This window comes from Microbispora rosea (assembly GCF_900156315.1).
GTDB classification, from domain to species: domain Bacteria; phylum Actinomycetota; class Actinomycetes; order Streptosporangiales; family Streptosporangiaceae; genus Microbispora; species Microbispora rosea.
Genome location: NZ_FTNI01000017.1, coordinates 172364 through 196317, shown reverse-complemented (window position 1 = coordinate 196317; position 23954 = coordinate 172364). Strand labels below are relative to the sequence as shown.

The 23954-nt window shown below is 71.2% G+C and carries 20 protein-coding genes and 1 tRNA gene; 9 read left to right on the top strand and 12 right to left on the bottom strand.

All coding sequences use genetic code 11. The features are described 5' to 3' along the window. A partial coding sequence (locus BXA11_RS23745; protein ID WP_076437949.1) for a TetR/AcrR family transcriptional regulator occupies window positions 1-557 on the bottom strand: 557 nt, incomplete at its 3' end. A 331-nt stretch (window positions 558-888) separates the two neighbouring features. On the opposite strand from BXA11_RS23745, the gene BXA11_RS23740 reads away from it, so the two are divergent. Together BXA11_RS23740 and galK are read left to right on the top strand one after the other, a co-directional pair. Further along, complete coding sequence (locus BXA11_RS23740) at window positions 889-2550, top strand: catalase (protein WP_076437947.1); 1662 nt, start codon at window positions 889-891, stop codon at window positions 2548-2550. A 117-nt stretch (window positions 2551-2667) separates the two neighbouring features. Further along, on the top strand, window positions 2668-3789 hold the full coding sequence (galK, locus tag BXA11_RS23735; RefSeq protein ID WP_076437944.1) for a galactokinase: 1122 nt from the start codon (window positions 2668-2670) through the stop codon (window positions 3787-3789). A 67-nt stretch (window positions 3790-3856) separates the two neighbouring features. On the opposite strand, the gene BXA11_RS23730 is transcribed toward galK, so the two are convergent. The 3 genes from BXA11_RS23730 to BXA11_RS23720 all read right to left on the bottom strand — a co-directional run bounded on the left by BXA11_RS23730 (window position 3857) and on the right by BXA11_RS23720 (window position 6287). After that, window positions 3857-4627 carry an enoyl-CoA hydratase-related protein gene (locus BXA11_RS23730; protein ID WP_308441043.1) on the bottom strand — a complete coding sequence of 257 codons (771 nt, stop codon included), beginning with the start codon at window positions 4625-4627 and terminating at the stop codon, window positions 3857-3859. Window positions 4628-4668: 41 nt separating this feature from the next. Next, window positions 4669-5856, bottom strand: a complete 1188-nt coding sequence (locus tag BXA11_RS23725) for a nitric oxide synthase oxygenase (protein ID WP_239104954.1) — start codon at window positions 5854-5856, stop codon at window positions 4669-4671. Window positions 5857-6214: 358 nt separating this feature from the next. Continuing rightward, a tRNA-Asn gene (locus tag BXA11_RS23720) sits at window positions 6215-6287 on the bottom strand. A gap of 259 nt (window positions 6288-6546) precedes the next feature. Here BXA11_RS23720 and BXA11_RS44750 point away from each other — a divergent pair. From BXA11_RS44750 to BXA11_RS23695, 5 genes are all read left to right on the top strand, one after another. After that, on the top strand, window positions 6547-6849 hold the full coding sequence (locus tag BXA11_RS44750) for a hypothetical protein (protein WP_030506208.1): 303 nt from the start codon (window positions 6547-6549) through the stop codon (window positions 6847-6849). 140 nt (window positions 6850-6989) lie between these two features. Then, window positions 6990-7259 carry a metal-sensitive transcriptional regulator gene (locus BXA11_RS23710; RefSeq protein ID WP_076437939.1) on the top strand — a complete coding sequence of 90 codons (270 nt, stop codon included), beginning with the start codon at window positions 6990-6992 and terminating at the stop codon, window positions 7257-7259. A 230-nt stretch (window positions 7260-7489) separates the two neighbouring features. After that, a complete protein-coding gene (locus BXA11_RS23705; RefSeq protein WP_076437937.1) occupies window positions 7490-8830 on the top strand; it encodes an MBL fold metallo-hydrolase in 1341 nt (446 codons plus the stop codon). 28 nt (window positions 8831-8858) lie between these two features. Then, window positions 8859-9446 carry a rhodanese-like domain-containing protein gene (locus BXA11_RS23700; protein ID WP_076437935.1) on the top strand — a complete coding sequence of 196 codons (588 nt, stop codon included), beginning with the start codon at window positions 8859-8861 and terminating at the stop codon, window positions 9444-9446. A gap of 17 nt (window positions 9447-9463) precedes the next feature. Continuing rightward, entirely contained in the window at window positions 9464-10354 is an 891-nt protein-coding gene (locus BXA11_RS23695) for a sulfite exporter TauE/SafE family protein (protein ID WP_076437933.1), read from the top strand. A gap of 16 nt (window positions 10355-10370) precedes the next feature. Here BXA11_RS23695 and BXA11_RS23690 read toward each other — a convergent pair whose 3' ends face one another. The 4 genes from BXA11_RS23690 to dnaG form a co-directional block, all read right to left on the bottom strand. Then, on the bottom strand, window positions 10371-10874 hold the full coding sequence (locus BXA11_RS23690) for a hypothetical protein (protein ID WP_239104953.1): 504 nt from the start codon (window positions 10872-10874) through the stop codon (window positions 10371-10373). A 130-nt stretch (window positions 10875-11004) separates the two neighbouring features. After that, complete coding sequence (locus tag BXA11_RS23685; protein ID WP_076437931.1) at window positions 11005-11733, bottom strand: VOC family protein; 729 nt, start codon at window positions 11731-11733, stop codon at window positions 11005-11007. Window positions 11734-11888: 155 nt separating this feature from the next. Next, complete coding sequence (gene rpoD, locus BXA11_RS23680) at window positions 11889-13028, bottom strand: RNA polymerase sigma factor RpoD (protein ID WP_030506212.1); 1140 nt, start codon at window positions 13026-13028, stop codon at window positions 11889-11891. A gap of 146 nt (window positions 13029-13174) precedes the next feature. Next, window positions 13175-15094 carry a DNA primase gene (dnaG, locus tag BXA11_RS23675; protein ID WP_076437930.1) on the bottom strand — a complete coding sequence of 640 codons (1920 nt, stop codon included), beginning with the start codon at window positions 15092-15094 and terminating at the stop codon, window positions 13175-13177. A gap of 147 nt (window positions 15095-15241) precedes the next feature. Here dnaG and BXA11_RS23670 point away from each other — a divergent pair, with 147 nt between their 5' ends. Then, a complete protein-coding gene (locus tag BXA11_RS23670) occupies window positions 15242-16084 on the top strand; it encodes a M23 family metallopeptidase (protein WP_083744526.1) in 843 nt (280 codons plus the stop codon). 10 nt (window positions 16085-16094) lie between these two features. Here the strand turns inward: BXA11_RS23670 and BXA11_RS23665 are convergent, their stop codons facing one another. Then, window positions 16095-16838 (bottom strand): SDR family oxidoreductase, encoded by a 744-nt coding sequence (locus BXA11_RS23665; RefSeq protein WP_076437926.1) that lies wholly within the window; start codon window positions 16836-16838, stop codon window positions 16095-16097. A 71-nt stretch (window positions 16839-16909) separates the two neighbouring features. Here BXA11_RS23665 and BXA11_RS23660 point away from each other — a divergent pair, with 71 nt between their 5' ends. Then, window positions 16910-17776, top strand: a complete 867-nt coding sequence (locus tag BXA11_RS23660; protein WP_076437924.1) for a LysR family transcriptional regulator — start codon at window positions 16910-16912, stop codon at window positions 17774-17776. A gap of 87 nt (window positions 17777-17863) precedes the next feature. Here the strand turns inward: BXA11_RS23660 and BXA11_RS23655 are convergent, their stop codons facing one another. From BXA11_RS23655 to ppdK, 3 genes are all read right to left on the bottom strand, one after another. Continuing rightward, window positions 17864-19168 carry a deoxyguanosinetriphosphate triphosphohydrolase gene (locus tag BXA11_RS23655; RefSeq protein ID WP_076437922.1) on the bottom strand — a complete coding sequence of 435 codons (1305 nt, stop codon included), beginning with the start codon at window positions 19166-19168 and terminating at the stop codon, window positions 17864-17866. 222 nt (window positions 19169-19390) lie between these two features. Continuing rightward, on the bottom strand, window positions 19391-20761 hold the full coding sequence (locus BXA11_RS23650) for a M14 family metallopeptidase (RefSeq protein ID WP_076437920.1): 1371 nt from the start codon (window positions 20759-20761) through the stop codon (window positions 19391-19393). Window positions 20762-20911: 150 nt separating this feature from the next. Beyond that, a complete protein-coding gene (ppdK, locus tag BXA11_RS23645) occupies window positions 20912-23584 on the bottom strand; it encodes a pyruvate, phosphate dikinase (RefSeq protein ID WP_076437918.1) in 2673 nt (890 codons plus the stop codon). Window positions 23585-23954 lie beyond the last annotated feature (370 nt).

Below are 23954 nucleotides of genomic sequence, written 5' to 3'. Positions count from 1 at the left end.
CTGCCGGCGGCGGTGTCCTCCGCCGCGGCGTGCATCAGGCTGAACACGGTCGTGACGAGCCACCGTTCGGGCAGGTCGTCGCGGAAGACGCCGGAGCGTCGCCCGCGGTCGACGATCGCCTGGACCCTGTGCAGGGCCTGGTCGTGGACGGCCCGGATCCGCTCCGGGGGCAGTTCGCGGTGGGCGGCCAGCAGCACGGAGTGCAGTTGGTGGACGATCTGCCATGAGGCGCCGACGAGCCGGGTCAGCGCCTGGCGGGGGTCGCCGCCGGTGTCGGTCGCCTCGAGCGCGGCGTCGGACTGTTCCATCGTGCGCGTCAGGACGGCGTCGACGAGATCCGCGCGGGTCTTGAAGTGCCCGTAGAGCGTGACCCGGCCGACCCCGGCCGCCTTGGCGATGTCGGAGACGCTGGCGTCGGCGTCGCGGGCCAGGCAGAGCTGGGCCGCGTCCAGGATGGACCTGATGTTGCGCCGGGCGTCGGCCCGCCGCTCGGCCTGCGCCGCGGGGCGCTGCGCGGACCGCGGCCGGTCACCGTCGCCGCGCGGTGTGGCTGCCATCTCCGCTCCTGCGCTCCCTGAGCCGACGTTCCCGAACAACCCGAACAGAGTAGTTCACGTTGCCAGGACGCGAGCGAGCCCTTCCAGGGCCGAGCGTGCTGAACGCGCACTTCCCCGCCAAGCGGTAGAGGCCCCCGGTCGCCGCGGACGGCGACGGGCCGTGGACCATGTGCACGGCGCCCCTGTGCGGGTCCTTCCCCCGCGTGCTCCCGACGTCGCAGGATCTCCTCTCTGAGGGCGCCGGGACGAATACCCCGGCAAAAAGCGGAAAGGGGGTTCTTGAAGAGGACAAACACCTCACATGAGATCAGATAGCGAGAGGAGCCGTCCCATGACGGACGTGTCGAGCAAGGGACCGGAGCCCGGAGACGAGCGCCCGGTGCTGACCAACCGTCAAGGGCACCCGGTCTACGACAACCAGAACCAGCGGACGGTCGGCGCGCGCGGCCCGGCCACTCTCGAGAACTACCAGTTCCTGGAGAAGATCAGTCACTTCGACCGGGAGCGCATCCCGGAACGGGTGGTGCACGCGCGCGGCACGACGTCGTACGGCTTCTTCGAGGCGTACGGCATGTGGGGCGACGAGCCGATCGCCCGGTTCACGAGGGCGAAGCTGTTCCAGGAGGCCGGCAAGCGCACCGATGTGGCGGTGCGGTTCTCGACCGTGATCGGGGGGCGCGACTCGTCCGAGTGCGCCCGCGATCCGCGCGGGTTCGCCGTGAAGTTCTATACCGAGGACGGCAACTGGGACCTCGTCGGAAACAACCTCGCGGTGTTCTTCATCCGTGACGCCATCAAGTTCCCCGACGTGATCCACGCGCTCAAGCCGGACCCGGTCACCTTCCGGCAGGAGCCGAACCGGATCTTCGACTTCATGTCGCAGAGCCCCGAGGCGATGCACATGATCGTCAACCTGTTCAGCCCGCGCGGCATCCCGGCGGACTACCGGCACATGCAGGGCTTCGGGGTGAACACCTACAAGTGGGTCAACGAGCAGGGTGAGACCGTGCTCGTGAAGTACCACTGGATGCCCAAGCAGGGGGTCAGGAGCATGACGGCCGAGGACGCCGCACGCATCCAGGCCCACGAGCTGGGCCACGCCACGAAGGACCTGCGCGACGCCATCGAGCGCGGCGACTACCCGGAGTGGGAGCTGCTCGTCCAGATGATGAGCGACGACGAGCACCCCGAGCTGGACTTCGACCCGCTCGACGACACCAAGGTCTGGCCGGAGGACGTCTTCCCGGCCAAGCCGGTCGGCCGGATGGTCCTGGACCGGACCGTGGACAACGTCTTCGCCGAGAACGAGCAGATCTCGTTCGGCACCGGCGTCCTCGTCGACGGGCTGGACTTCTCCGACGACAAGATGCTGGTGGGCCGCACGTTCTCCTACAGCGACACCCAGCGCTACCGCGTCGGGCCGAACTACCTGCAACTGCCGGTCAACCAGGCCAGGAACGCCGACGTGCGGACCAACCAGCGCGACGGCCTCATGACCTACGACCAGGATCGGGGAGGCGAGAACCCGCACGTCAACTACGAGCCGTCGATCACCGGCGGGCTGCGCGAGGGGCGGTTCCCGCCGCACGACGAGCAGGGCCCGCAGATCACCGGCAGGCTCACCCGCAAGCGCATCCCGCGGACCAACGACTACAAGCAGGCGGGCGAGCGCTACCTGCTCATGGAGGAGTGGGAGCGCGACGACCTGGTGGAGAACTTCGTCACCATGCTGTCGGAGTGCGACCGGCCGATCCGGGAGCGCATGGTCTGGCACTTCCTGCTGGTCGAGGACGACCTCGGGCTGCGCGTCGGCGAGGGGCTCGGCATCACGCCTGACGACGTCAAGCACCTGGAGCCGCTGGCGAGCCAGGACCTGACGGACGAGGACAGGGAGCGCCTGGCCAACCTCGGCAAGAACGGCCCGCGCGACGTCTCGGGCCTGAAGATGACGCACTGCGTCCCCGACGAGCGGGCCACCGTGCCCGCCATGTGAGATCCGCCGTGCGGATCGGGGCCCGGCCCGGGAGTTTCCGAGCCGGGCCCTGGCATGTCCGCACCCGCGTGGGCCGCTACCCTACGGGAAGGCTGCGATGTTGAGGAGTGTGCGACTATGCGCGTTGTTGATGCTTTCCGGCAGGCGTACGGCGAGGAGCCGGCCGGAGTCTGGCACGCGCCCGGCAGGGTCAACCTCATCGGGGAGCACACCGACTACAACGACGGCTTCGTGCTGCCGTTCGCGGTGCCGTGGGGCGTCACCGCGGCCGTCAGCCCCCGCGAGGACCTCACCGTCCGGATCTCCTCGCTCCAGGCCCCCGGCCAGGAGCAGGTGCTGGAGGACGTCGAGCGGGCCGAGGGCTGGGCCCGCTACCCCGCCGGAGTCGTCTCGACCCTGCGCGGCGCCGGGCTGCCGGTGCGCGGCGCCGACATCGTGATCGACGGCGACGTGCCCAAGGGCGCCGGGCTGTCCTCCAGCGCGGCGCTCGAGGTCTCCGTCGGGCTCGCCCTGAACGACCTGTACGGCCTGGGCCTTGAGCCGATGGAACTGGCCAGGCTGTGCCAGAAGGCCGAGAACGACTTCGTCGGCATGCCGTGCGGGATCATGGACCAGGCGGCCTCGGCGCTGAGCCGGGAGGGGCACGCGCTGTTCCTCGACTGCCGCTCGCTGGCCGGTCGCGCCGTGCCGTTCGACCTGTCGGCGTACGGCATGCAGATCCTCATCATCAACACCGGCGTGCACCACGAGCTGGCCGACGGGCAGTACGCCATGCGGCGCCGGGACTGCGAGAACGCGGCCAAGCACCTCGGCGTCCCGTCGCTGCGGGACGTCACCGACCTCGCCGCGGCCCTGTCGAAGCTCAGCGGCGACGAGCGGGCCCGCACCCAGCACGTCGTCACCGAGAACCACCGCGTGGAGGCCGTCATCGGACTGCTGCGCGCGGGAGCCGTCCAGGAGATCGGCGCTCTGCTGAACGCCTCGCACCTGTCTCTCCGCGACCAGTACCAGGTCTCCTGCCCGGAGCTGGACGTGGCGGTGGAGGGCGCGGTCAAGGGCGGGGCGCGCGGGGCGCGGATGACCGGCGGCGGCTTCGGCGGCTCGGCCATCGCGCTCGTCGCCGACGACCGGGTGGACCGGGTCCGCTCCACCGTGGAGCAGGCCTACGCCGAGCGCGGCTGGGCCGCGCCGACGTTCCTGCCGGCCACCCCGGCGGCCGGCGCCCGCCGCGTCCGCTGACGCATCACTCCCAGAGGCGGGAGAGCCGCCGCCCAGACGCACGGCATCGGGCAAGGCCGCCCACCTCTCACGCCAGAGGCGGGAAGTCCGGCGGCCGGCGTTCGAGGAAGCTCGCCACTCCCTCGGCGAAGTCCGGCCGCCGGAACGACTCCGTCATCAGCCGCACGGCCTCGTCCCTGGCCTCGTCGAGCCCCGTCTGCCAGCCGCCCCAGATCTGCCGCTTGATGATCGCCATCGAGGCGGGCGAGCACTGGGCGGCCAGTTCCTTCGCGTACGCGACGGCCTCGGCGAGCAGCCGCTCCCCCGGCACGGCGCGTACGGCCAGGCCCATGGCGCACGCCTCCGCGCCGGTGAAAACCCGGCCGGACAGCAGCAGGTCCATCGCCCGCGCCTGCCCGGCCAGCCGCGGCAGGATCCAGCCGAGGCCGTACTCGGCGACGAGCCCGCGCCGGGAGAACGCCGTCGTCCACTTGGCGTCGCCGGCGGTGACGACCACGTCGCACACGAGCGCGTGGACCATTCCCAGACCGGCGCACGCGCCGTTGACCGCCGCGACCACCGGCGTGCGCAGGGTGGTGGGGAACGTGTTGGGCCGGGGGTCCTGCTCCTCGGCGTACTTCCCGGTCTGGATGGCCGTCAGGTCGGCGAAGTCGGCCCCGGCGCAGAAGCCCTTGCCCGCGCCGGTCACCACGACCGCCCGTACGGACGGGTCGCGGTCGGCCTCCTCCAGCAGGTCGAAGTAGCGCCGTCCCATCTCGGCGGTCCAGGCGTTCAGCCGTTCCGGCCGGTTGAACGTGAGGATCCGCACGCCCCCGTCGTCCTCGGACAGCACCACCATCGCCACACTCCTCCTTCGCCCGAACATAGTTCTACACGGTTTTACCCCAGCGGAGGACGGTGGACGTAGGCCGGCGTGAGCCGTACGTCCTCGTAGTAGCGGTGGAAGACCGGCGTCGCGGCGCCGGACAGGGGCGGCACGATCCACGACCAGTCCGCGGGGCAGACGCGCCCGCTGCGCTCCTCCCGCTCCAGATGGGTCAGGAAGCGCCGCGCCTCGGTGTGGTGGTCGGTGATCGTGACGCCGTCCTCGGTGAAGGAGTGGAGCACGGCGACGTTGAGCTCCACCAGCGCCTGGTCGCGCCAGAGCGTCCGATCGTGGGAGGTGTCGAGGCCGAGCCCCTCGGCGACCACCGGAAGCTGGTCGTAGCGGTCCCGGTCGGCGAGGTTGCGCGCGCCGATCTCGGTGCCCATGTACCAGCCGTTGAACGGCGCGCACGGATAGGTGACCCCGCCGATCTCCAGCGCCATGTTCGAGATCGCCGGCACGGCGTGCCATTTGAGCCCCAGACCGGCGAACCACGGGAAGACCGGGTGCCTGATGGGCACCTCCAGGACCACCTCCCGCGGCACCTCGCGCAGGACCAGGGCGCCCTTGGCCTCCACGACCAGCGGCAGGACGTCGAACCTCGTGCCCTCCCCTCGCCAGCCCATCCGCAGGGCCCGCCTGGTGATCTCCGCGTTCGCCGGGTCGCCCAGGACCGAGCCGTCCTCGCGGACGTATCCGGCATATCGGATTAGCTGGTCATTGAGGACTCGCGGCGCCCGCTCGTCCGGCCGGTCGGGGGCGAACACCGTGATCGTGGGGCGGATCCTGCCCCTCCCGGTGGCCGCCCCGAGGTGCTCGACGCACTCCTCGGCCACGCCGTCGGCGGTGTCCACGTGCCGCCGGTCCCGCACCTGCAGCGACCTCCAGTAGAGGCGCCCGATGCATCTGTTGCTGTTACGCCACGCCACCCGCGCGCCGAAGGTCAGCTCGCCCGTGGTGTGGGTGTACGTCCCCGTCTGGTCGATCTCCGCGAGGACCTCCCGGAGCCGGGACTCCACCGGGCCCGCCCCCGGGTTCTCCGCATGGTGGAGCCGGATGAAGCTCTCCGCCTCCCGCCTGTCGATCTCCGCCCCACGCTCTCGTGCGGGCGCGGGGGTCTTCTCCCCGCATGCCCGTACGGGTGCCGGGGTCTTCTTCGATTTACGCCAAGTCAGCACGACCGCCACACACTTCGCGCTCACGAGCGCCCCGCGCCGGTTCCGGGCCGGCGGCGACACCCTTCCGCAGTGGCCCTCACCCCACTGCGCCGTCCGTGGTCCGCGGCAGCCGCGACCAGTACGGCCACGGCGATCACATTTTCCGCGATGTCCCCGGATTTGTCCGCCAAATCCATACACCGGCGCATGCGAAGCGTCAGCGGCCCCCGGCTCGTCCCCCCGGCCCCGGCCCCCTGCCGCTCGTTCGGGAGAGGCGGCCTGCGGTCCATCGGCCGCCCGATCGGCCGTGTGTCCCGAAGGACACGACCGCTGCCGCGGCGACCGCACAGCGGCATGAAAAACCCCGGGGCGGTGGTCTGTGACCACCGCCCCGGGGTTATTGCTCCCGCGATAGGACTCGAACCTATAACCTGCCGGTTAACAGCCGGCTGCTCTGCCGATTGAGCTACACGGGATCGTGTTGTACTGCTGGTACTACTTGCTCCGCTTGTTCCGGCCTTTCGGCTTTCCTTGCGGCGTGGAACTAGATTAGCGCACTCCGAGGGGTGTCTGTCACATCGATTCCGTCCGCGAGTCGTCGGGTCTTGATCGGCGTACGGCAAAGAGCATCCGGACGGTCCCGGAGCCCGCCGGGGCGGGACCGGAACGGCTGCTGTTGGATAGAGACAGGCCCTCGGGGTAGGGGGGCGGGGAACACGAGCGCGGAGGTGGAAGATGCGATACAAGGCGATGTTCGCCACCGGGCTGGCCGTCGGCTACGTCCTCGGCACGCGGGCCGGGCGTGAGCGCTACGAGCAGATCAAGCGTTTCGCGCAGCGGTTCGCGGACAGTCCCACGGTGCAGGAGGCGGCGGGGCTGGTCGGCGCCCAGGCCTCGAAGGTGGCGGGCAAGGCCAAGGACCTCGCGGGCGACAAGGTGCCGTTCCTGAGGAAGACGGAGACCTGGGAGCAGGCCGACAGGCCCGACCGGGTCGGCACGGCCACCGGCTGGCCGGCCGGCGCCGACCAGATCCCCTGAACCATTCCCCCGGCAGACCAGTCCCTCGACGGCCGCCGGAGCCGGCGGTCTGGAGAACAGGCGGCGGGCCCCCGGCACGATGCCGGGGGCCGACGCGAGGGGATTTGCCCCGAAGGTACCCCCGGGGGTATAAACGGGACATGCAGATGAACGAGGCGATGGTCGGCGATGCGGTGACTCGCCTGCGCCGGGCGCACGGTCAGCTCGCTGGAGTGATCGCGATGATCGAGGCGGGCGAGGACTGCACCAAGGTGCTGACCCAGCTGGCCGCGGCCTCCAAGGCGATCGACCGGGCCGGGTTCAAGCTCGTCGCCAGCGGTCTGCGGCATTGCCAGGCCGCACAGGAACGGGGCGAGGAGGCCCCGATGAGTGTGGCCGAGCTGGAGAAATTGTTCCTGGCGCTCGCCTGAGCCCTATTGCCCGGCGAACCAAGCCCGGCCGCATGCGGCCGGGCGGCCTGTTGCGGACCCCGAGAAAAGACCGGCCTTTCCATGTCGTCGCTATACCCCCGGGGGTATAGACCGGGATAGAGAGCCGGGGTCTGCGGACGGCCGGGCGGGTGGGCGGCGCAGTCAGCCGACCATTGGGTTCATCAGGTCCCCGGTATACCCCCGGGGGTATTAGAAGAGAGGTGTTCCTTGTGGAAGTCGTGTCCTTCCGCACTTCGGGTCTCGGTGACCAGACCTACCTGCTGACTCACGAGGGCAAGGGGGTGCTCGTCGACCCCCAGCGCGACATCGACAGATTCCTGCGGGCGGCGGCCGAACGTGACGTGGAGCTGCGTTTCGTCCTGGAGACCCACCTGCACAACGACTACGTGTCGGGCGGCGAGCAGGCGGCCCTGCGCACCGGCGCCGAGCTGGTCCTGCCCGCCGCCGCCGCGCCCGCCTACCCTCACACCCCGGCCTTCCACCTGGAGGACATCGAGGGCGGGGACGGCCTGTCCCTGCGACCGATCCACACCCCGGGGCACACCCCCGAGCACACCAGCTACCTGGTGCTCATCGAGGGTGCGCCGGTCGCGGTGTTCTCCGGCGGCAGCCTCCTGGTCGCCTCGGCGGGCCGGCCCGACCTGCTCGGCATGGCCCGGGCCCGGACCCTGGCCCGGCTGCAGCACGGCTCGCTGCGCCGGCTGGCGGCGCTGCCGCCCGAGGTCGGGCTGTTCCCGACGCACGGCGAGGGGTCGTTCTGCACCGCGAGCGGGGCCGGCCGATACACCTCCACGATCGGCGAGGAGACGAGGTCCAATCCCCTGCTCGCCATCGAGGACGCCGAACGGCTGGCCGACGAACTGCTCGCCGCACCCATGCCGATCCCGGCCTTCTACCGGCACATGGGCCCCGCCAACACGCTCGGCGTGCCGCCCATGCCCTCCGTCGGCGTGCCCGAACTGGCCGTCGCCGACCTGCCCGAGGACGCGCGCGTGGTCGACATCCGCCCGCGCGAGAGGCAGGCGGACGGCTTCCTGCCCGGCTCTGTCGGCATCGAGCTGGGCGGGGACTTCGGCAGCTGGGCCGGGTGGCTGCTGCCGTACCGGTCGCCGATCGTGCTCGTGGCCGAGCTCGGCCAGGACGCGGGCGAGGCGGTGACCCAGCTGGCGCGGATCGGCATCGACACCGTGCGCGGCGTCGTCCGCGACCTCGGCCCGGCCGCGACCGAGACGTTCGAGCGGCTGGGCCTGGCGGCCTTCACGGCGCGGACGGCCCAGCCCGGCGCCCAGGTGCTGGACGTGCGCATGCCGAACGAACGTCAGGCCGTGCGCCTGGAGGGAGCCGTCGCGCGCTTCCTCCCCGACCTGGTGACCGAGGGCGTCCCCACCGAGCTGGACCGCGAGCGCCCGGTGCTCGTGGCCTGCGGATCGGGCCGGCGCGCGGCCATCGCCGCCACGCTGCTCATCCGCGGGGGATACACCCCGGTCGTGCTCGACGGCGCCGGCGTGCCCGACGTGGTCGCCACGCTGCGGGCCCGCCGCGCGGCCTGAACCCGCATACGAGAACGAGGAGGAAGCCATGAACACCGATTCCCCGAACATCGACACCGCGACGGCCCGCGCGCTGATCGCCGCCAACCCCGACGTGCTGGTCGTGGACGTGCGGACCCCCGCCGAGTTCGAGACCGCGCACATCGGCGGCGCGATCAACCTGCCGCTCGACCAGGTCGACGCCCACCTGCGGCGGATCGTCGCCGACGCCGACGGGCGGATGCTGCTCATCTGTCAGTCCGGCGGCCGGGCCACCCAGGCGCACAAGAAGCTCTGCGAGGCGGGACTGCCCGACGCGGTCGTGCTCACCGGCGGGATGAACGCCTGGATCGCCTCGGGCGCCCCCGTGGTGCGCGGCAGACAGCGGTGGAGCCTGGAACGCCAGGTCCGCCTGGTCGCGGGCGGCATCGTGCTCGCCTCGATCGTGGCCGACCTGTGGCTGCCGGGGGCGCGCTTCGCCGGCGCCCTCGTCGGCGCCGGCCTGGTCTTCGCCGGGCTGACCGACACCTGCGCCATGGGCATGCTGCTGTCCCGCCTGCCGTACAACCGCGGCGCGGGCGCCGACGTGGACGCCGCTCTCGCCTGTATCCGCCGCCCCGGTCGCAGCGCGGCCTGACGGATCGAGACGACGAAATGACCGCTCTCACTCTGGCCGGCGCCGTCGTCGTCGGCCTGACCCTGGGCCTGTTCGGCGGCGGCGGATCGATCCTGACCGTCCCTCTGCTCGTCTACGTCGCGGGCGTCCCGGCCAAGTCCGCGATCGCCATGTCCCTGTTCGTCGTCGGCGTGACCAGCGTGGTCAGCGCCGTAGGCCACGCCCGCGCCGGCCGCATCCGGTGGCGGACCGGGCTGGTCTTCGGCCTGGCCGGGATGGCCGGAGCGTACGGCGGCGGCCTTGTCGGGCCGCGCCTGCCCGCGGCGGCGCTGCTGGCGGGATTCGCGCTGATGATGGCGGCCACCGCCGTCGCCATGATCTGCCGCCGCGGGACGTCCCGGCCCGGCGAAGCCCACAAGGATCTGCCGATCCTCCACGTCCTCATCGAAGGCGTCGTCGTCGGCCTGGTCACCGGCCTGGTCGGGGCCGGCGGAGGCTTCCTCGTCGTCCCCGCGCTGGTGCTGCTCGGCGGCATGCCGATGAGCACAGCCGTCGCCACCTCCCTGGTGGTCATCGCGATGAAGTCGTTCGCCGGGCTGGCCGGCTATCTGCAGACCGTCCCCGTCGACTGGTCGATCGCCCTGCCCGTCACGGCGACGGCGGTCGCCGGCGGTCTCGCCGGGGGCTGGCTGGCCGGGCGCGTCCACGCCGACCGCCTGCGCACGGGATTCGGCTGGTTCGTCCTCGTCATGGGCGGATTCGTGCTGCTCCAGCAGGCGCCGCCCGCGCTGTTCCACACCGTTTGGGGCGTCACCGCGCTGCTGGCCGGCGCCGCGGCCGTCGCGGCGGGGGTCATCTATCTGTTCCTGTGCCAGGGACGCCGGCCGGACGGCGGCGCCCTGCGCGTCGGGGAACTCAATCGCACGTGACGCACGCCGGCCGGCTTCAGACGCCGAGGCTGCGCCGCACCTCTTCGAGCGCCTGCTCGGCGTGGGCGCGCAGACCGGGGTCGTCGGCGTCGAGCCCCGGGTCGAAGATGAACTCCCAGCGCGGGGTGTCGTAGCCGGGAATCCGGCGGGCGACCAGGCGCACTCCCCCGCGGCCGTTGATGGTGACGTGGCGGCTCGCGACGATCGTCGAGGTCACCCGCTCGCGGATCGTCTCCGGCAGCCTGCCCGGCTCGGGCAGGAGGGCCCGGTGGACCGCCCCGTCCGTCATCGTGACCGTCACGCCCTCCTCGTCCCACACGGCCTTGTCCATCAGGTGCCACGGCAGGCGCGGCCCGTCCGGCAGGTGCAGGGCCCGGGTGGTGGCGACGATGTGGCCGCCCTCGGACGCCGGTGCGTGGCTGATCGGACGCTCGCCGCTCTCCAGGGCGAGGGCCGCACGGACCTCACGGGGCAGCCGGGCGCCGAACAGGCGGGACAGTGAGGGCTTCTGAGGGGTCAAGGGAGCACCGCCAGCGTACGACGACCGTTAACACCCCCGAGGCTATCCGGCGCAACGTCCCTCCTCTCGTACGGCCCTCCTGTCGTACGGCTCCGCACCCGGGGAGCGGCGAGACCCGGGCGAGAGCCGCTCAGGGGAGCCACTCCTGGAGTCCGGCGAGATGCCCGAGCTCCGACTCGACCCGCTGCCTTTCGCCGGCGGTGAGCTCCAGGCCACGCAGATCGGCGAGCCAGGGATCGGCGGGCTCACCGAGGGCCGTGGCCAGATCGACCAGGTGGCACAGGGCGATGGCCCGCTCGGCCGGCGAGGCCTCCGCGCCGTGCCTGCGCACGGCGGACTTGAGCGCGCGGAAGGCCTGCAGGTCGTCGTTCTTGAACTCGCGCAGGATCCGGGCGTTGTCGAGCGCCTTGGCCAGGCCCGTCAGCCTCCTCGAACCGCCGTATTCCAGCTCGGCCGGCTCGTCGCGCTGGATGAAGATGATCGAGTTCCCGGACGGATCCATCAGCGTGAACCGGGACGCGCCGGGCCGGTAACGGGTGATCCGCGGCAGGCCGGAGCTCAGCACCTTCCCGTAGGCGCGGCGCATCGCCGCGACGAACTCCGCGTGGTACGGCGCGACGGCGTCGACCATGACCAGGCAGCCTCCGGAATGCTCCCGGGCCGGATCCAGGTCCTTGGGCGCCGGGCCGAAGTGCAGCTCGAATCCGCTCCACCGCAGGGCCAGATAGACATAGGGCCTGGTCTGTTTGTAGGTCGCCTCGAATCCCAGCGCCTCGTAGAACGCCAGGGTCTCCTCCGGCGACGCGCACGGCATCAACGGCACCGTCGTCTCGTTCGGCCGGACCGCGGGCTCATTCATGTCATCCACCTTTCCGATCGCCGCGCGATGGTGACACTCCTCGGCACGGCTCGCACATGGATCGCTCCAAGGAGCTCTCTTCACGCCGGCGGCCCGGAACGCGACGAGCGCCTCCCGTGAGCCGGGAGGCGCTCGTTCACGCCGATCGGGGAGCGTCAGTCCAGGTAGTCCCGGAGCATCTGGGCGCGAGTGGGGTGACGCAGCTTGGCCAGCGTCTTGGACTCGATCTGCCGGATGCGTTCACGCGTGACGCCGAACTCCCGGCCGACCTCCTCCAGCGTGCGGGGGTGGCCGTCGGAGAGGCCGAACCGGAGCTGGATGATCCGCTGCTCGCGCTCCGACAGCGTGGCCAGGATGTCGTCGAGCTGGTCCTGCAGCATGATGAAGGCCGCGGCCTCCATCGGCACCACGGCGTCGGCGTCCTCGATGAAGTCGCCGAGGTCGGAGTCCTCCTCACCGATGGGCGCCTGGAGCGAGACCGGCTCCTGCGCGATGCGCTGGATCTCCACCACGCGGTCGATCGGCAGGTCCATCTCGGCGGCGATCTCCTCGGGGGCGGGCTCCCGGCCGAGATCCTGGTGAAGCTGCCGCTGCACACGGACCAATTTGTTGATCGTTTCGACCATGTGCACGGGAATGCGGATCGTTCTCGCCTGGTCGGCGATCGCCCGCGTGATCGCCTGGCGAATCCACCAGGTCGCATAGGTCGAGAACTTGTATCCCTTGGTGTAGTCGAATTTCTCGACCGCACGGATGAGACCCAGATTGCCTTCCTGAATGAGATCCAGGAACAGCATTCCGCGCCCGACATAGCGCTTGGCGATGGAGACCACGAGTCTGAGGTTGGCCTCGATGAGCCGCTGCTTGGCGCGGACGCCCTCCCAGACCAGGTCCTCCAGCTCCGGCCGGGCGAACCTGGCGGCGAGGCTCTCGCAGAGCTTGTCCTCCGCGAACAGACCGGCCTCGATGGCCTTGGCGAGTTCCACCTCCTCCTCGGCGGTGAGCAGCGGAACCCTGCCGATCTCCCTGAGATAGATCCTGACCAGGTCGCTGGTCGGAGCGCGTTTGCCGATATCCTCCTCGTCCGGCTTGCTGGGCTCCTCGTCGCCTTGCGGCTCGAGGACCTCAACCCCGTTCTCGGCGAGCATCCGCACGACGCGCTCCAACGCGTCGGCGGGCAGCTCGGATCGGTCGAGCGCGGCGGCCACGTCGTCAACCGTGACGCTCCCGCGTTCCCTTCCCTTCGCGACGAGGTCCGCCACCTGGTCTACCGATGGCGGCCTGCTTGGCAGCACCGATGCACCCACGGAACACAGTGTGCAGGAAAGGCACCACTAAATGGCAGGCCTATTTTTGTCACCCAAGGTAAGGCGGAAGTCAATACCGAATCGAGATCAAAACATGTGTTTGGCGACTGTGAGATCTGGAAAGGGACGTTTATTCAGGCCCCGCTGGCGCGTTCTCGCAACACGCGTCGCTGCTGTTCCAGCGCCACGAGTTCGCCGAACAGCCGGTTGTACTCCTGCTGCTCCTCGACCGGGTTGAGCCGCTGCAGCCGCGACTTCACCTGGGCGACGGCCCGGCCGACCGCGACCTCCTGGATCTTGGCCAGGACCGCCGCGCCGTACCGCTCCTCGATGGCGACGTCGGCGCGCACGGCCTCGACCGCGAACCGGGTGACGAGCGGCCTCAGGTCGACGCCGGTCTCGCCGGGCGCCCCGGCGTCGGCCTGCTCCAGCAGCCGGTCGACCCACTCGCGCCCGCCGGGCCCCGCGGCGGCGGTTCCGCCCGCCGCCACGATGACCTCGTAGAGCGCGACGTGCTCGGGCAGGGTGAACGTCGCCGCGCCGAGCGCGTCGAACTCCGGCCCGAGCAGCGCGGGCCGCTGCACGGCGATCTTGAGCGCCTCCGCCTCCAGGCGGACGGCGGGGTCCATGGGCTCCTGCCGCACCGGGGCGGACCGCGCGGGCGCGGCTCCGCGCGCCGCCTGCCGGCGCCCCGGAGCGTGGCCGCCCTCCGGCGTCCGCCCCACGACCTGCTGCACGCGCTGGATGACGAAGCCCTCGTCCATGAAGCCGAGCCAGCGGTCGAGGTCGACCACGTAGGTCTTGCGCAGCCCCGGATCCTTGATCGAGGCCACGACGGGCGCGGCGGCGTCGAGCGCGGCCAGGCGTCCCTCGTTGGTGTTGAGGTCGTAGCGGGACAGGGTGCTGCGGACCGCGAAGGCGAACAGCGGCTCGCGGCTGGCGATCAGGTCGCGCACGGCGGCGTCGCCCTGCTTGACCCGCAGGTCGCAGGGGTCGAGGCCGTCGGGCTGCACGGCCACGAAGGTCTGCGTGACGAACTTCTGCTCGTCCTGGAACGCGCGCAGGGCGGCCTTCTGCCCCGCCGAGTCGCCGTCGAAGGTGAAGATCACCTCACCCCGGAACTCGGCCTGGTCCAGCAGCAGCCGGCGCAGCACCTTGATGTGCTCTTCGCCGAAGGAGGTGCCGCACGTGGCCACCGCGGTCGGCACGCCGGCCAGATGGCAGGCCATGACGTCCGTGTAGCCCTCCACGATGACGGCCTGGGACCTCTTGGCGATCTCCCGCTTGGCGAGGTCGACGCCGTACAGCACCGAGCTCTTGTGGTAGATCGGGCTCTCGGGGGTGTTCAGGTATTTGGGGCCGTCGTCGGAGTCGAGCAGCTTGCGCGCGCCGAACCCGATGACGTCGCCGGTGATGTCGCGGATGGGCCAGATCAGCCGGCCGCGGAACCGGTCGACGGGGCCGCGCCTGCCCTCGCGGGCCAGGCCGCCCTTGATCAGCTCCTGGGAGGTGAACCCGCGGGCCATCAGGTGCCGCGACAGCGCCTCCCATTCGTTGGGGGCGTAGCCGACGCCGAAGTGCTCCGCGTCGGCCCGCTCGAAGCCGCGCTCGGACAGGAAGCGCCGGCCCGGGGCGGCCTCAGGGCCGGACAGCCGCTCGGCGTAGAACTCGGCGGCGGCGCGGTGCGCCTCGATCAGCCGCAGCCGCTCGCCCTGCTCGCGGCCGGGCACGTAGCCGCCCTGCTCGTAGCGGAGCTGGATGCCGGCGCGCTGGGCGAGCCGCTCGACGGCCTCGGTGAACGTCAGGTTCTCGATCTTGCGGACGAACGTGATGACGTCGCCGCCCTCGGCGCAGCCGAAGCAGTAGTAGTAGCCCCGGGCCGGAGTGACGTTGAACGAGGGAGACTTCTCGTCGTGGAACGGGCACAGCCCCTTCAGGTTGCCCCCGCCCGCGTTGCGGAGCTGGATGTGCTCGCCGACGACGTCGGCGATCGGCGAGCGCTCCCGCACGAGCGCGATGTCCTCGTCACTGATCCGACCGCTTCGCCCTGCCACGCTGGCGAGTCTAGAGCCTGCCCCCGACAGCCCTGACGCCTCACCGCGGATGGTCGAGGACATGTCACGACTTTTCGGAACCGGTCGTGATGTGCGGCTTGGTCCGTTAGAAAGGAAAGGTTCGGTAACGTCGACCAGGTGGAGATCATGCGATCGGGGAGACTGGCCGCCCTCGCCGGCGCCGCGTTCGTCGCGACGTCCTGCGGTGCGCCCGCCGGGGTCGCGGGAGTGAGCACGCTGCCGCCCACGCCGCCGCCGGGCGGCGTCACGGCCGCCATGGACGACTCCCAGCCCGGCCACATCGTGCCTCCGCCCGGGGACGAGCCCGTGCGGGTCCCGCCGCCGAAGATGTCTCCCTACACGTACGCCTTCCCCATCAAGGGCTGCAAGGTGTCGTACTCCCGCAAGCTGCTCGTGCTTCCCAAGACGATCATCTGGGCGGCCAAGGGATGCGCGTTCGTGTCGCCGGTCGACGGAGTGGTGCAGGAGGTCAACCTCAAGAACCTCTGGACGTCCTCCACCGATCGCGGCGCCGACCGGGAGGGCCGGTACGTCACGATCAAGGGCGAGGACGGCGTGCTGTACCTCGGCGGCCACCTCGACTCCGTGGAGCAGGACGTCACGCCGGGCGCCAAGGTCAAGGCCGGGCAACTGCTCGGCCGGGTGGGCAACACGGGCAACGCGCGCGACACCGCGAGCAACCTCTACTTCGCCATGTCATGGCCGGTCGACCCGCAGTACTGGTGGGTGCGGCGGGGCGTGGTGCCGCCGTGGCCCTACCTGGACTCCTGGGACGACGGCAACCGCACCGTCTCGCCACGCAAGGCCATGCTCACGCTGCGCAAGAAGATGGGCGCGACCCCGCCCTGCACGCAACTGTGCACCTCCAAGCAGGTCACGCCCGTCCCGGACGAGACCAAGCCGCCGACGAAGCAAAAGAAGAAGAACGGCGGCGGTGACGACGACGACGTCGTGATCATCCCGCTCTAGGCGAGCACGGTCACCAGGGCACCGGTCCGTCCTCGTCGAAGAACCCGCCCGACGGTCCTTCGGCGCCGAGCGTCGCGAGCCTGACCGCGACCGCCGCGCCCTGCGCCGCCGTACGCGGCAGGGACATGCCGAGGTCTCTGGCGAAGTCGGTGTCGCACGCCCCGGGGGCGATGGCGTTGACCAGGATGCCGAGCGGCCGCAGCTCCTTGGCGTACTGGATGGTGAGCAGGTTCAGCGCGGCCTTCGACGGCGGGTAGCCCGCGACGCTCGGCCTGCGGGAGAAGTAGTGGCCGGGGTCGGTCATGTGCGTCATCGACGCCGTGCCGCTGGACACGTTGACGATCCGCCCGGCCGGGGACCGCCGCAGCAGCGGCAGCATCGCGTCGGTCACCCGGATGACGCCGAACACATTGGTCTCGAACACCTCGCGCACGACGCCGAGGTCGACCGAGCCGGGCGTCTGGCGCGTGCCGCCCGAGATGCCGGCGTTGTTGACGAGCACGTCGAGGCGGCCGAACCGCTCCCCCACCTGTTCCGCCGCCGCCCGCACGCTCTCCTCACCGGTGACGTCGATCGTCAGCTGGTGGACCTCCAGGCCCTCCGCCCGCAGCTTGGCGACCGCCTCGTCCCCGCGCCCCGGGTCGCGCGCCCCGAGCAGCACGGTCATGCCGAGCTCGCCGAGCTGCCTGGCGACCTCAAGTCCGATTCCCTTGTTCGCGCCCGTGACCAGGGCGATGGTGTCGGTGTTGTTCATGGATGTCAGCCCATCACCTCAGCCCCCTCGGTGCCCAACACCGTCTCGGTCACGGGCGATACCCTCGCGGTATGACACCCGGTGACGACACCGTGGAGACGCGTGAGCTGACCTATTTCGTGGCGGTGGCCGAGGAGCTGCACTTCGGGCGGGCGGCCCGGCGGCTCGGCATCGCGCAACCGCCGCTGTCGCGGGCGATCCAGCAGCTCGAACGCCGCCTCGGGGTGCGGCTGCTTGAGCGCGACCACCGCACGGTGGAGCTGACGGAAGCGGGCGAGACACTGCTGCGGGAGGGGCAGGCCGCGCTCGCCGCGGTGTCGGCGGCCGTGCGCAGGACCCGGCGGGCCGGCCGCGGCGCGCCCTCGCTCGTGCTCGCCGCCAAACCGGGCGGGGACGCCGACCTGCTGCCGGAGATCCTCGCGGCGTACGCGGCCACGCCGGGCGCGGTGCCCGTCGACATCGTCTTCAGCGCCCTGGAGCGGGGCGCGATGGTGCGGGACGGCCGGGCCGACGCCGCCCTGCTGCACGCCCCGCGCGAGGATCTGACCGGTCTGGCGGTCGAGGAGCTCCTGGTGGAGAGCCAGGTGGCGGTGCTGCCCCGGGGGCACCGGCTCGCCGGGCGCGCGGAGCTGTCGATGGCGGACCTCGACGGCGAGCCGCTGCCGCGGTGGCCCGGGGCCGTCCCCGAGGGCTCCTTACGGATCGCCGAGAGCGGCCAGCTCATGCATCTCGTCGCGCTCGGCCGCGCCGTGGCGGTCGTCCCCCGGTCGATCCAGGGGAACCTGCGTCACGACCTCGTCGGCGTGCCCGTGGCCGACGCGCCGCCGACGACGCTGGTCCTGGCCTGGCCGCAGGACGCGCGGTCGCGGGCGCTGGCCGCCTTCGTGCGCACGGCGGCGGAGGTCGCGCGGCGAGCGGCCCACGCGAATCGGCCCTGAGGCGGCCCCGCCAGTCACCCCGGAGGCGGCCACACGGGTCAGCCCGGGACGGCCCCGCGAACCGGCCCTGAGGGCGGCTCCGGCGGGTCAGCTCGCCTTGAGCCGGTGCATGGCCGCCGACAGGCGGCGGTGCCAGCCCATGGCGGAGGCGTCGGTCAGCGAGGCGATCTGGTCGACCACCGCGCGAAGCCGTTCCGCGTCGTCGGCGGCCTGCTCGAACTGCGGCCGAAGCGCGGGCTCCAGCGTCGCCGGGGCGCCGCGCAGGATGAGGTCGCCCAGCTCGGCGATGATCTCCCGCTGCCGGGCCTGGACGGCGTGGTGGTCCTCCCGCGACATCACGTAGTGCACCGTCACGCCCTTGAGCAGCGCGCACTCCAGGCGGGTCGTCCTCGGCACCACCAGGTCCGCGTCGTACCGGGTGCGGCCGTCCCCGCCGCCCGGCGTGGGGCGGCAGCCGTACGCCTCGCGGGTGGCGTCCTGGGCGGAGCGGCACAACCGGCCGATGAGGGCGCTGGTGAGCCGCTTGAGCGCGGCGAGGTCGGCGAGCCCGGCGTCGAAGGCGGCCGGCCACAGCGGCTCGGCGAGCAGCCGGGCGAAGGTCTCCGACAGCTCCTCCACGCCGGCGTCGGGCGCGTACCACTCCCTCGTCAGGCGGCAGACCTCCAGCCGTTCCTCCGGGTCCCGCAGGGCCGCCATCGTGACGTGACCGCACGTCAGCGCGTCCTCCAGGTCGTGCACCGAGTAGGCCACGTCGTCGGCCCAGTCCATGACCTGCGCCTCGAAGCCGACCGCGTAGTCGGGCGCCCCCTCCCGCACCCACCGGAAGACCGCCAGGTCGTCGGGGTAGACGCAGTACGGCCGGCCCTCGGCGGCGAGCGGGACGCCGGGGATCCGGCAGGAGGACCCGGCCCAGGGATACTTGCAGACCGAGTCGAGCGTGGCCCGGGTGAGGTTGAGCCCGGCGCTGCGGCCGTCCTCGGTGATGACCTTGGCCTCCAGCCGGGTCAGCAGGCGCAGGTTCTGCGCGTTGCCCTGGAACCCGCCGCACGGCGCCGCCAGCTCGTTCAGGGCGGCCTCCCCGTTGTGGCCGAACGGGGGATGGCCGAGGTCGTGGGCGAGACAGGCGGTCTCCACCAGGTCGGGGTCGCAGCCGAGGACCTTGCCCATCTCCCGGCCGATCTGCGCGCACTCCAGCGAGTGGGTCAGCCGTGTGCGGGGGCTGTGCAGGCCGGTGCAGTCGGCGGGGGCCACCACCTGCGTCTTGGCGGCGAGCCTGCGCAGCGAGGCGCTGTGGAGCACGCGTGCCCGGTCCCGCTCGAACGCGCTCCGCTCGGGGTTACCCGGCGGCTCGGGCACCCATCGTGCCTGGTCGTGCTCGTCATAGCGGGCCATGCGTCCTCCTTCCTTGAGGCAAGCCCCGTGGCGGCGGGGAATGGAGCGTACCCGCGAAGGTCCGGTTTCACGACAGATCCAGTAGTCCGATGGGAGATTGCCCTTCTGCCAGGTAAGCGACGCGAGTGATCGCCGCCGCCGGCCGGTACGACCGGCGCCTGCCGGACCGGTCGAGCGGCATCCGGTGCGGGTGCGGTTCACGGGCGGGCGGCTGCCCGTGAACTAGACGGCCGGCGCGGACGGCGTGCCGGTGCCGCAGTACGCGGACTCCTTGCCGATGAGCCGGTAGACGCAGTCGGCGTTCCGGACGAGGAGGAGCGCGGCCGCCCGGTTGCGGGAGGTCTCCCGGTCGATCACCTCGTCGGGCGGGTAGAACCCGGGGCTGCTCCCCGTGGGATACATCTCGAACGTGTACGTGAAGATCTTGTACGTGCCCCACATCCAGTCGTCGATCGAGCCGTCGGTGATGTAGAGGTCGCTCGCCTGCTCGGCGGTGTACCCGTTGGTGGCCGCCATGCTCCGGCCGAGGGCGGCGTACGCGTCCCGGTCGTCCTGCGTCATGCCCTGGCCGGTGTCGGCCGTCGTGTACCCGTACGGCCACAGGACGAGCTCGCTGTAGGTGTGCCAGTCGATGGCCGCCTTGATCTGCTGGACGCCGCCGACCACCCGGCTCCGCACGAAGCCGGCCGCCGCCCTGACCTCCGGCGCCGACTCGGCGGCCGGGCCTCGGTAGGTCTCGCTCGACGAAGTGCCGGAGGAGCCGCCGCAGCATCCCCACCCATGGGCCCAGTTGCGGTTGAGGTCGGTGCCGATGCCGGAGGCGCCGGAGTTGGGCTGCCGGTTCTTGCGCCACGACCGGTAGGAGCCGGTGGCGACGTCGTACTCGCCGCCGTCGGGGTTGAGGTCGGGCAGGATCCAGATCTCCCGCGTGTTCACCAATTCGGTGATCTGCGGGTCGTCGCCGTAGTTGTCGGTGAACAGGCGCAGCAGGTAGATCGCCATCTCGACGGTGAGGTGCTCGCGCGCGTGCTGATGGGCGGTGAACAGCACCTCCGGCTCGTTCTCGTCGGCGGCCACGTTGTCACTGATCTTGATGCCCATCAGGTCGCGGCCCTCGTACGAGCGGCCGTAGCTGAACCTGCGGGCGATCGCGGGATGGGCGGCGACGACTTGGTCGACCAGCGTGCTGAGCTCGGCGTGGTTGTGATAGCCGGAGTCCCTCGAAGGGAAGTCGAAGGTCTGCGGCCCGCTGGGCTCGGCGGGCGGCGCCAGCTCGGTGACCGTGAACCCGAGCCGGCGGATGGCGTCGGCCTCCTGGAGTGTCGCGGTGACGACCATGCTCCGCCCGTGCACCTCGTCGACGGCGGCCCCCGTGCGCGCCACCGCGCTGCGCTGCGCGACGGTGGCCGGCCCGTCCACCTGGTACTGCCGCGACGGCGACGGCTCCTGGCCCGCCGGGACCTCTCCGGCGGCCGTCAGCAGGGCCGTCACCGGGGCGGCCGACGGAGCGGGGGCGGCGCCGAGCGACGTCGCGAGGGTACAGAGCAGCGCCACGGTGATCCCCAGCGCCGGCGGGCGGCGACGTCTTCTCACTCCACGTCCTTCCTTGCGGTAGATACGTAGAGTGATCAGTCGACCGGGCGGCTTCAACGATCACCGGGCCGTGTCGCGCGACCCGGTGAACCACCCCCACTCCGATCTGGTCATTCCACAACCAGTCCGGATGTTCTGCGAAATATCAACTCATCGCGTGTCGGACTGCGCGCAGGTCAGCGCGGCACGGCCCGCCTCCAGCCGGGCCACCGGAATGCGGAACGGCGAGCAGGAGACGTAGTCGAGGCCGATCTCGTGGCAGAAGTGCACCGAGTCGGGGTCGCCGCCGTGTTCACCGCAGATGCCGAGCTTGAGGTCCGGCCGGGTCCGCCTGCCCTCCTCGACCGCGATCCGCATCAGCCGGCCGACGCCCTCGCGGTCGACGGACTCGAACGGCGAGACCCCGAAGACGCCCAGGTCGAGGTATGTGCCGAAGAAGGCGCTCTCCACGTCGTCGCGGGAGAAACCCCACGTCATCTGAGTGAGGTCGTTGGTGCCGAACGAGAAGAACTCGGCGGCCTCGGCGATCTGGCCCGCCGTCAGCGCCGCCCTCGGCACCTCGATCATCGTGCCGATCGCCGCCTCCACGCCCGCCTCGGCGAGGATCCGCTCCGCCTCCTCCTTGACGATCTCCAGCTCCTGCACCGCGCCGACCAGCGGAATCATGATCTCCGCACACGCGCCCTCGACCCGCCGGGCCGCCGCGGCGATGGCCCGCACCTGCATGGCGAACAGGCCGGGGACCGTCAGGCCGAGCCGTACGCCGCGCAGGCCGAGCATCGGATTCTGCTCGTGCAGCCGCTTGACCGCGTCGAGGAGCCTGCGGTCCCGGTCGTCCGCCCCGCCTCCCGTCCTGCCGTCCGCCCTGTTGGCCGCCCTGTCGTCCGCGAGGGCCACCTTCACCGCCAGGTCGGTGAGGTCGGGCAGGAACTCGTGCAGCGGCGGGTCGATCAGCCGGATCGTCACCGGCAGCCCGCGCATGGCTTCGAAGATGCCGGTGAAGTCGCCGGTCTGCAGCGGTTCGAGCGCGTCGAGCGCCGCCTGCCGCTGCTCGGGCGTCGTGGCCAGGATCAGGTCCTCGACGAGCCGCCGCCGCTCCCCCAGGAACATGTGCTCCGTACGGCACAGCCCGATGCCCTGGGCGCCGTAGCGCCGCGCGCGGGCGGCGTCCTCAGGGGTGTCGGCGTTGGCCCGTACGGCGAGCCGGCGCACGGAGTCGGCGTGGGTCATGATCCGGTCGACCGCCCTCACCAGCTCGTCCCCGGCGGGCTCGCCCTCGAAATACTCGGCGACGGGCGAGGGGGTGACCGGGACCTCGCCGAGGTAGACGGCCCCGGTGCCGCCGTCGATGGAGATCACGTCGCCCTCGTCGACGACGACCCCGCCGGGCGCGGTGAACCGGCGGGCGTGCGGGTCGACCTCCAGCTCCTCGGCCCCGCACACGCAGGTCTTGCCCATCCCTCGCGCCACCACGGCGGCGTGCGAGGTCTTGCCGCCCCTGGAGGTGAGCACGCCGTGGGCCGCGATCATCCCGGCGAGGTCGTCGGGGTTGGTCTCCCGCCGCACGAGGATGACCGCCTCGCCCCGCCCGGCCAGCTCGACGGCCCGCTCGGAGCTGAAGACGGCCCGGCCCGCGGCGGCGCCGGGCGAGGCGTTCATGCCGGTGGTCAGCCTGTGGTTGCCGGCCGTCGCGGCGAAGCGGGGGAACATGAGCTGGGCGAGCTGGTCGCCGGTGACCCGGGTGACCGCCTCGTCCATGTCGATCAGGCCCTCGTCCACGAGCTGAGTGGCGATGCAGAAGGCGGCGGCGGCCGTGCGCTTGCCGACCCGGGTCTGCAGCATCCACAGCCTGCCGCGCTCGATCGTGAACTCGATGTCGCACAGGTCGCGGTAGTGCCGCTCCAGCGTCGCCATGATGTCGAGGAGCCGGCGGTAGGCCTCGGGGTTGATGGTCTCCAGCTCCTGGAGGGGGACGGTGTTGCGGATCCCGGCGACGACGTCCTCGCCCTGGGCGTTGCGCAGGTAGTCGCCGTAGACGCCCTGGCGTCCCGAGCCTGGGTCGCGGGTGAAGGCGACCCCGGTGCCGGAGTCGGGGCCCATGTTGCCGAACACCATGGCGACGACGTTGACCGCCGTGCCGAGGTCGGCGGGGATGCGCTCCTGGCGCCGGTAGAGGATCGCGCGCGGGGCGTTCCAGGAGTCGAAGACCGCCTTCACGGCGAGGTCCATCTGCTCGCGGGGGTCGGCGGGGAAGTCGCGGCCCGTCCGCTCCCGGACGATGCCCTTGAAGGTCTCGACCAGCCGCTGGAGGTCGGCGGCGTCGAGGTCGGTGTCCTCCCGCTCGCCCTTGAGGTCGTCCATCGCGTGCTCGAACAGCTCGCCGTCGATGTCCAGGACGGTCTTGCCGAACATCTGGATGAGCCGGCGGTAGGAGTCCCAGGCGAAGCGGTCGTTTCCCGACTGCTTGGCGAGCCCGAGGACGGAGTCGTCGTTGAGGCCGACGTTGAGGACCGTCTCCATCATGCCGGGCATCGAGAACTTGGCTCCCGACCTCACGCTGACCAGCAGCGGGTCGTCCGCCTGGCCGAGGCGCTTGCCCATCCGCTCCTCAAGGGCGGCGAGGTGCTCGCCGATCTCCTCCTCCAGCCCCTCGGGCATACCGCCGTGCCCCAGATAGTGGCGGCACGCCTCGGCGGTGATCGTGAAGCCGGGAGGCACGGGGAGGCCGATGTTGGTCATTTCCGCCAGATTGGCGCCCTTGCCACCGAGTAGGTCTTTGAGGTCCTTGTTGCCCTCGGTGAAGTCGTAAACGTACTTGGGCATGCGACGCTCCTTCGCCGACTTCAATAAAACCGCGGACGCGGCCCGCAACCGGACTGTACCTAGGAAAAGCAGCACCAAACCTCACCCTTCGCCAGATATGACGTCTAAGCAGGTAGAAGGCATCGGAGAGGTCTAATCCAATCAAAGAACGGTCATTTTTCCGGCGGTCGTCAAGTGGTATAAACCAATTCGCCACCAAGGACGACATGAAGCTTCCGAGCGGGCGGAGAGGAAATGGTTTAGACCATTGTCCGGTAAGGCGGAGTTCCGGTGAGTCGGCGGTGCACCGGCAACGGCATGCGATATAAACGAGGCACCCTCCGAATACAGTCGAACACGGAGGGTTGTCAGTGTCGCGAGCGTTGTCGCG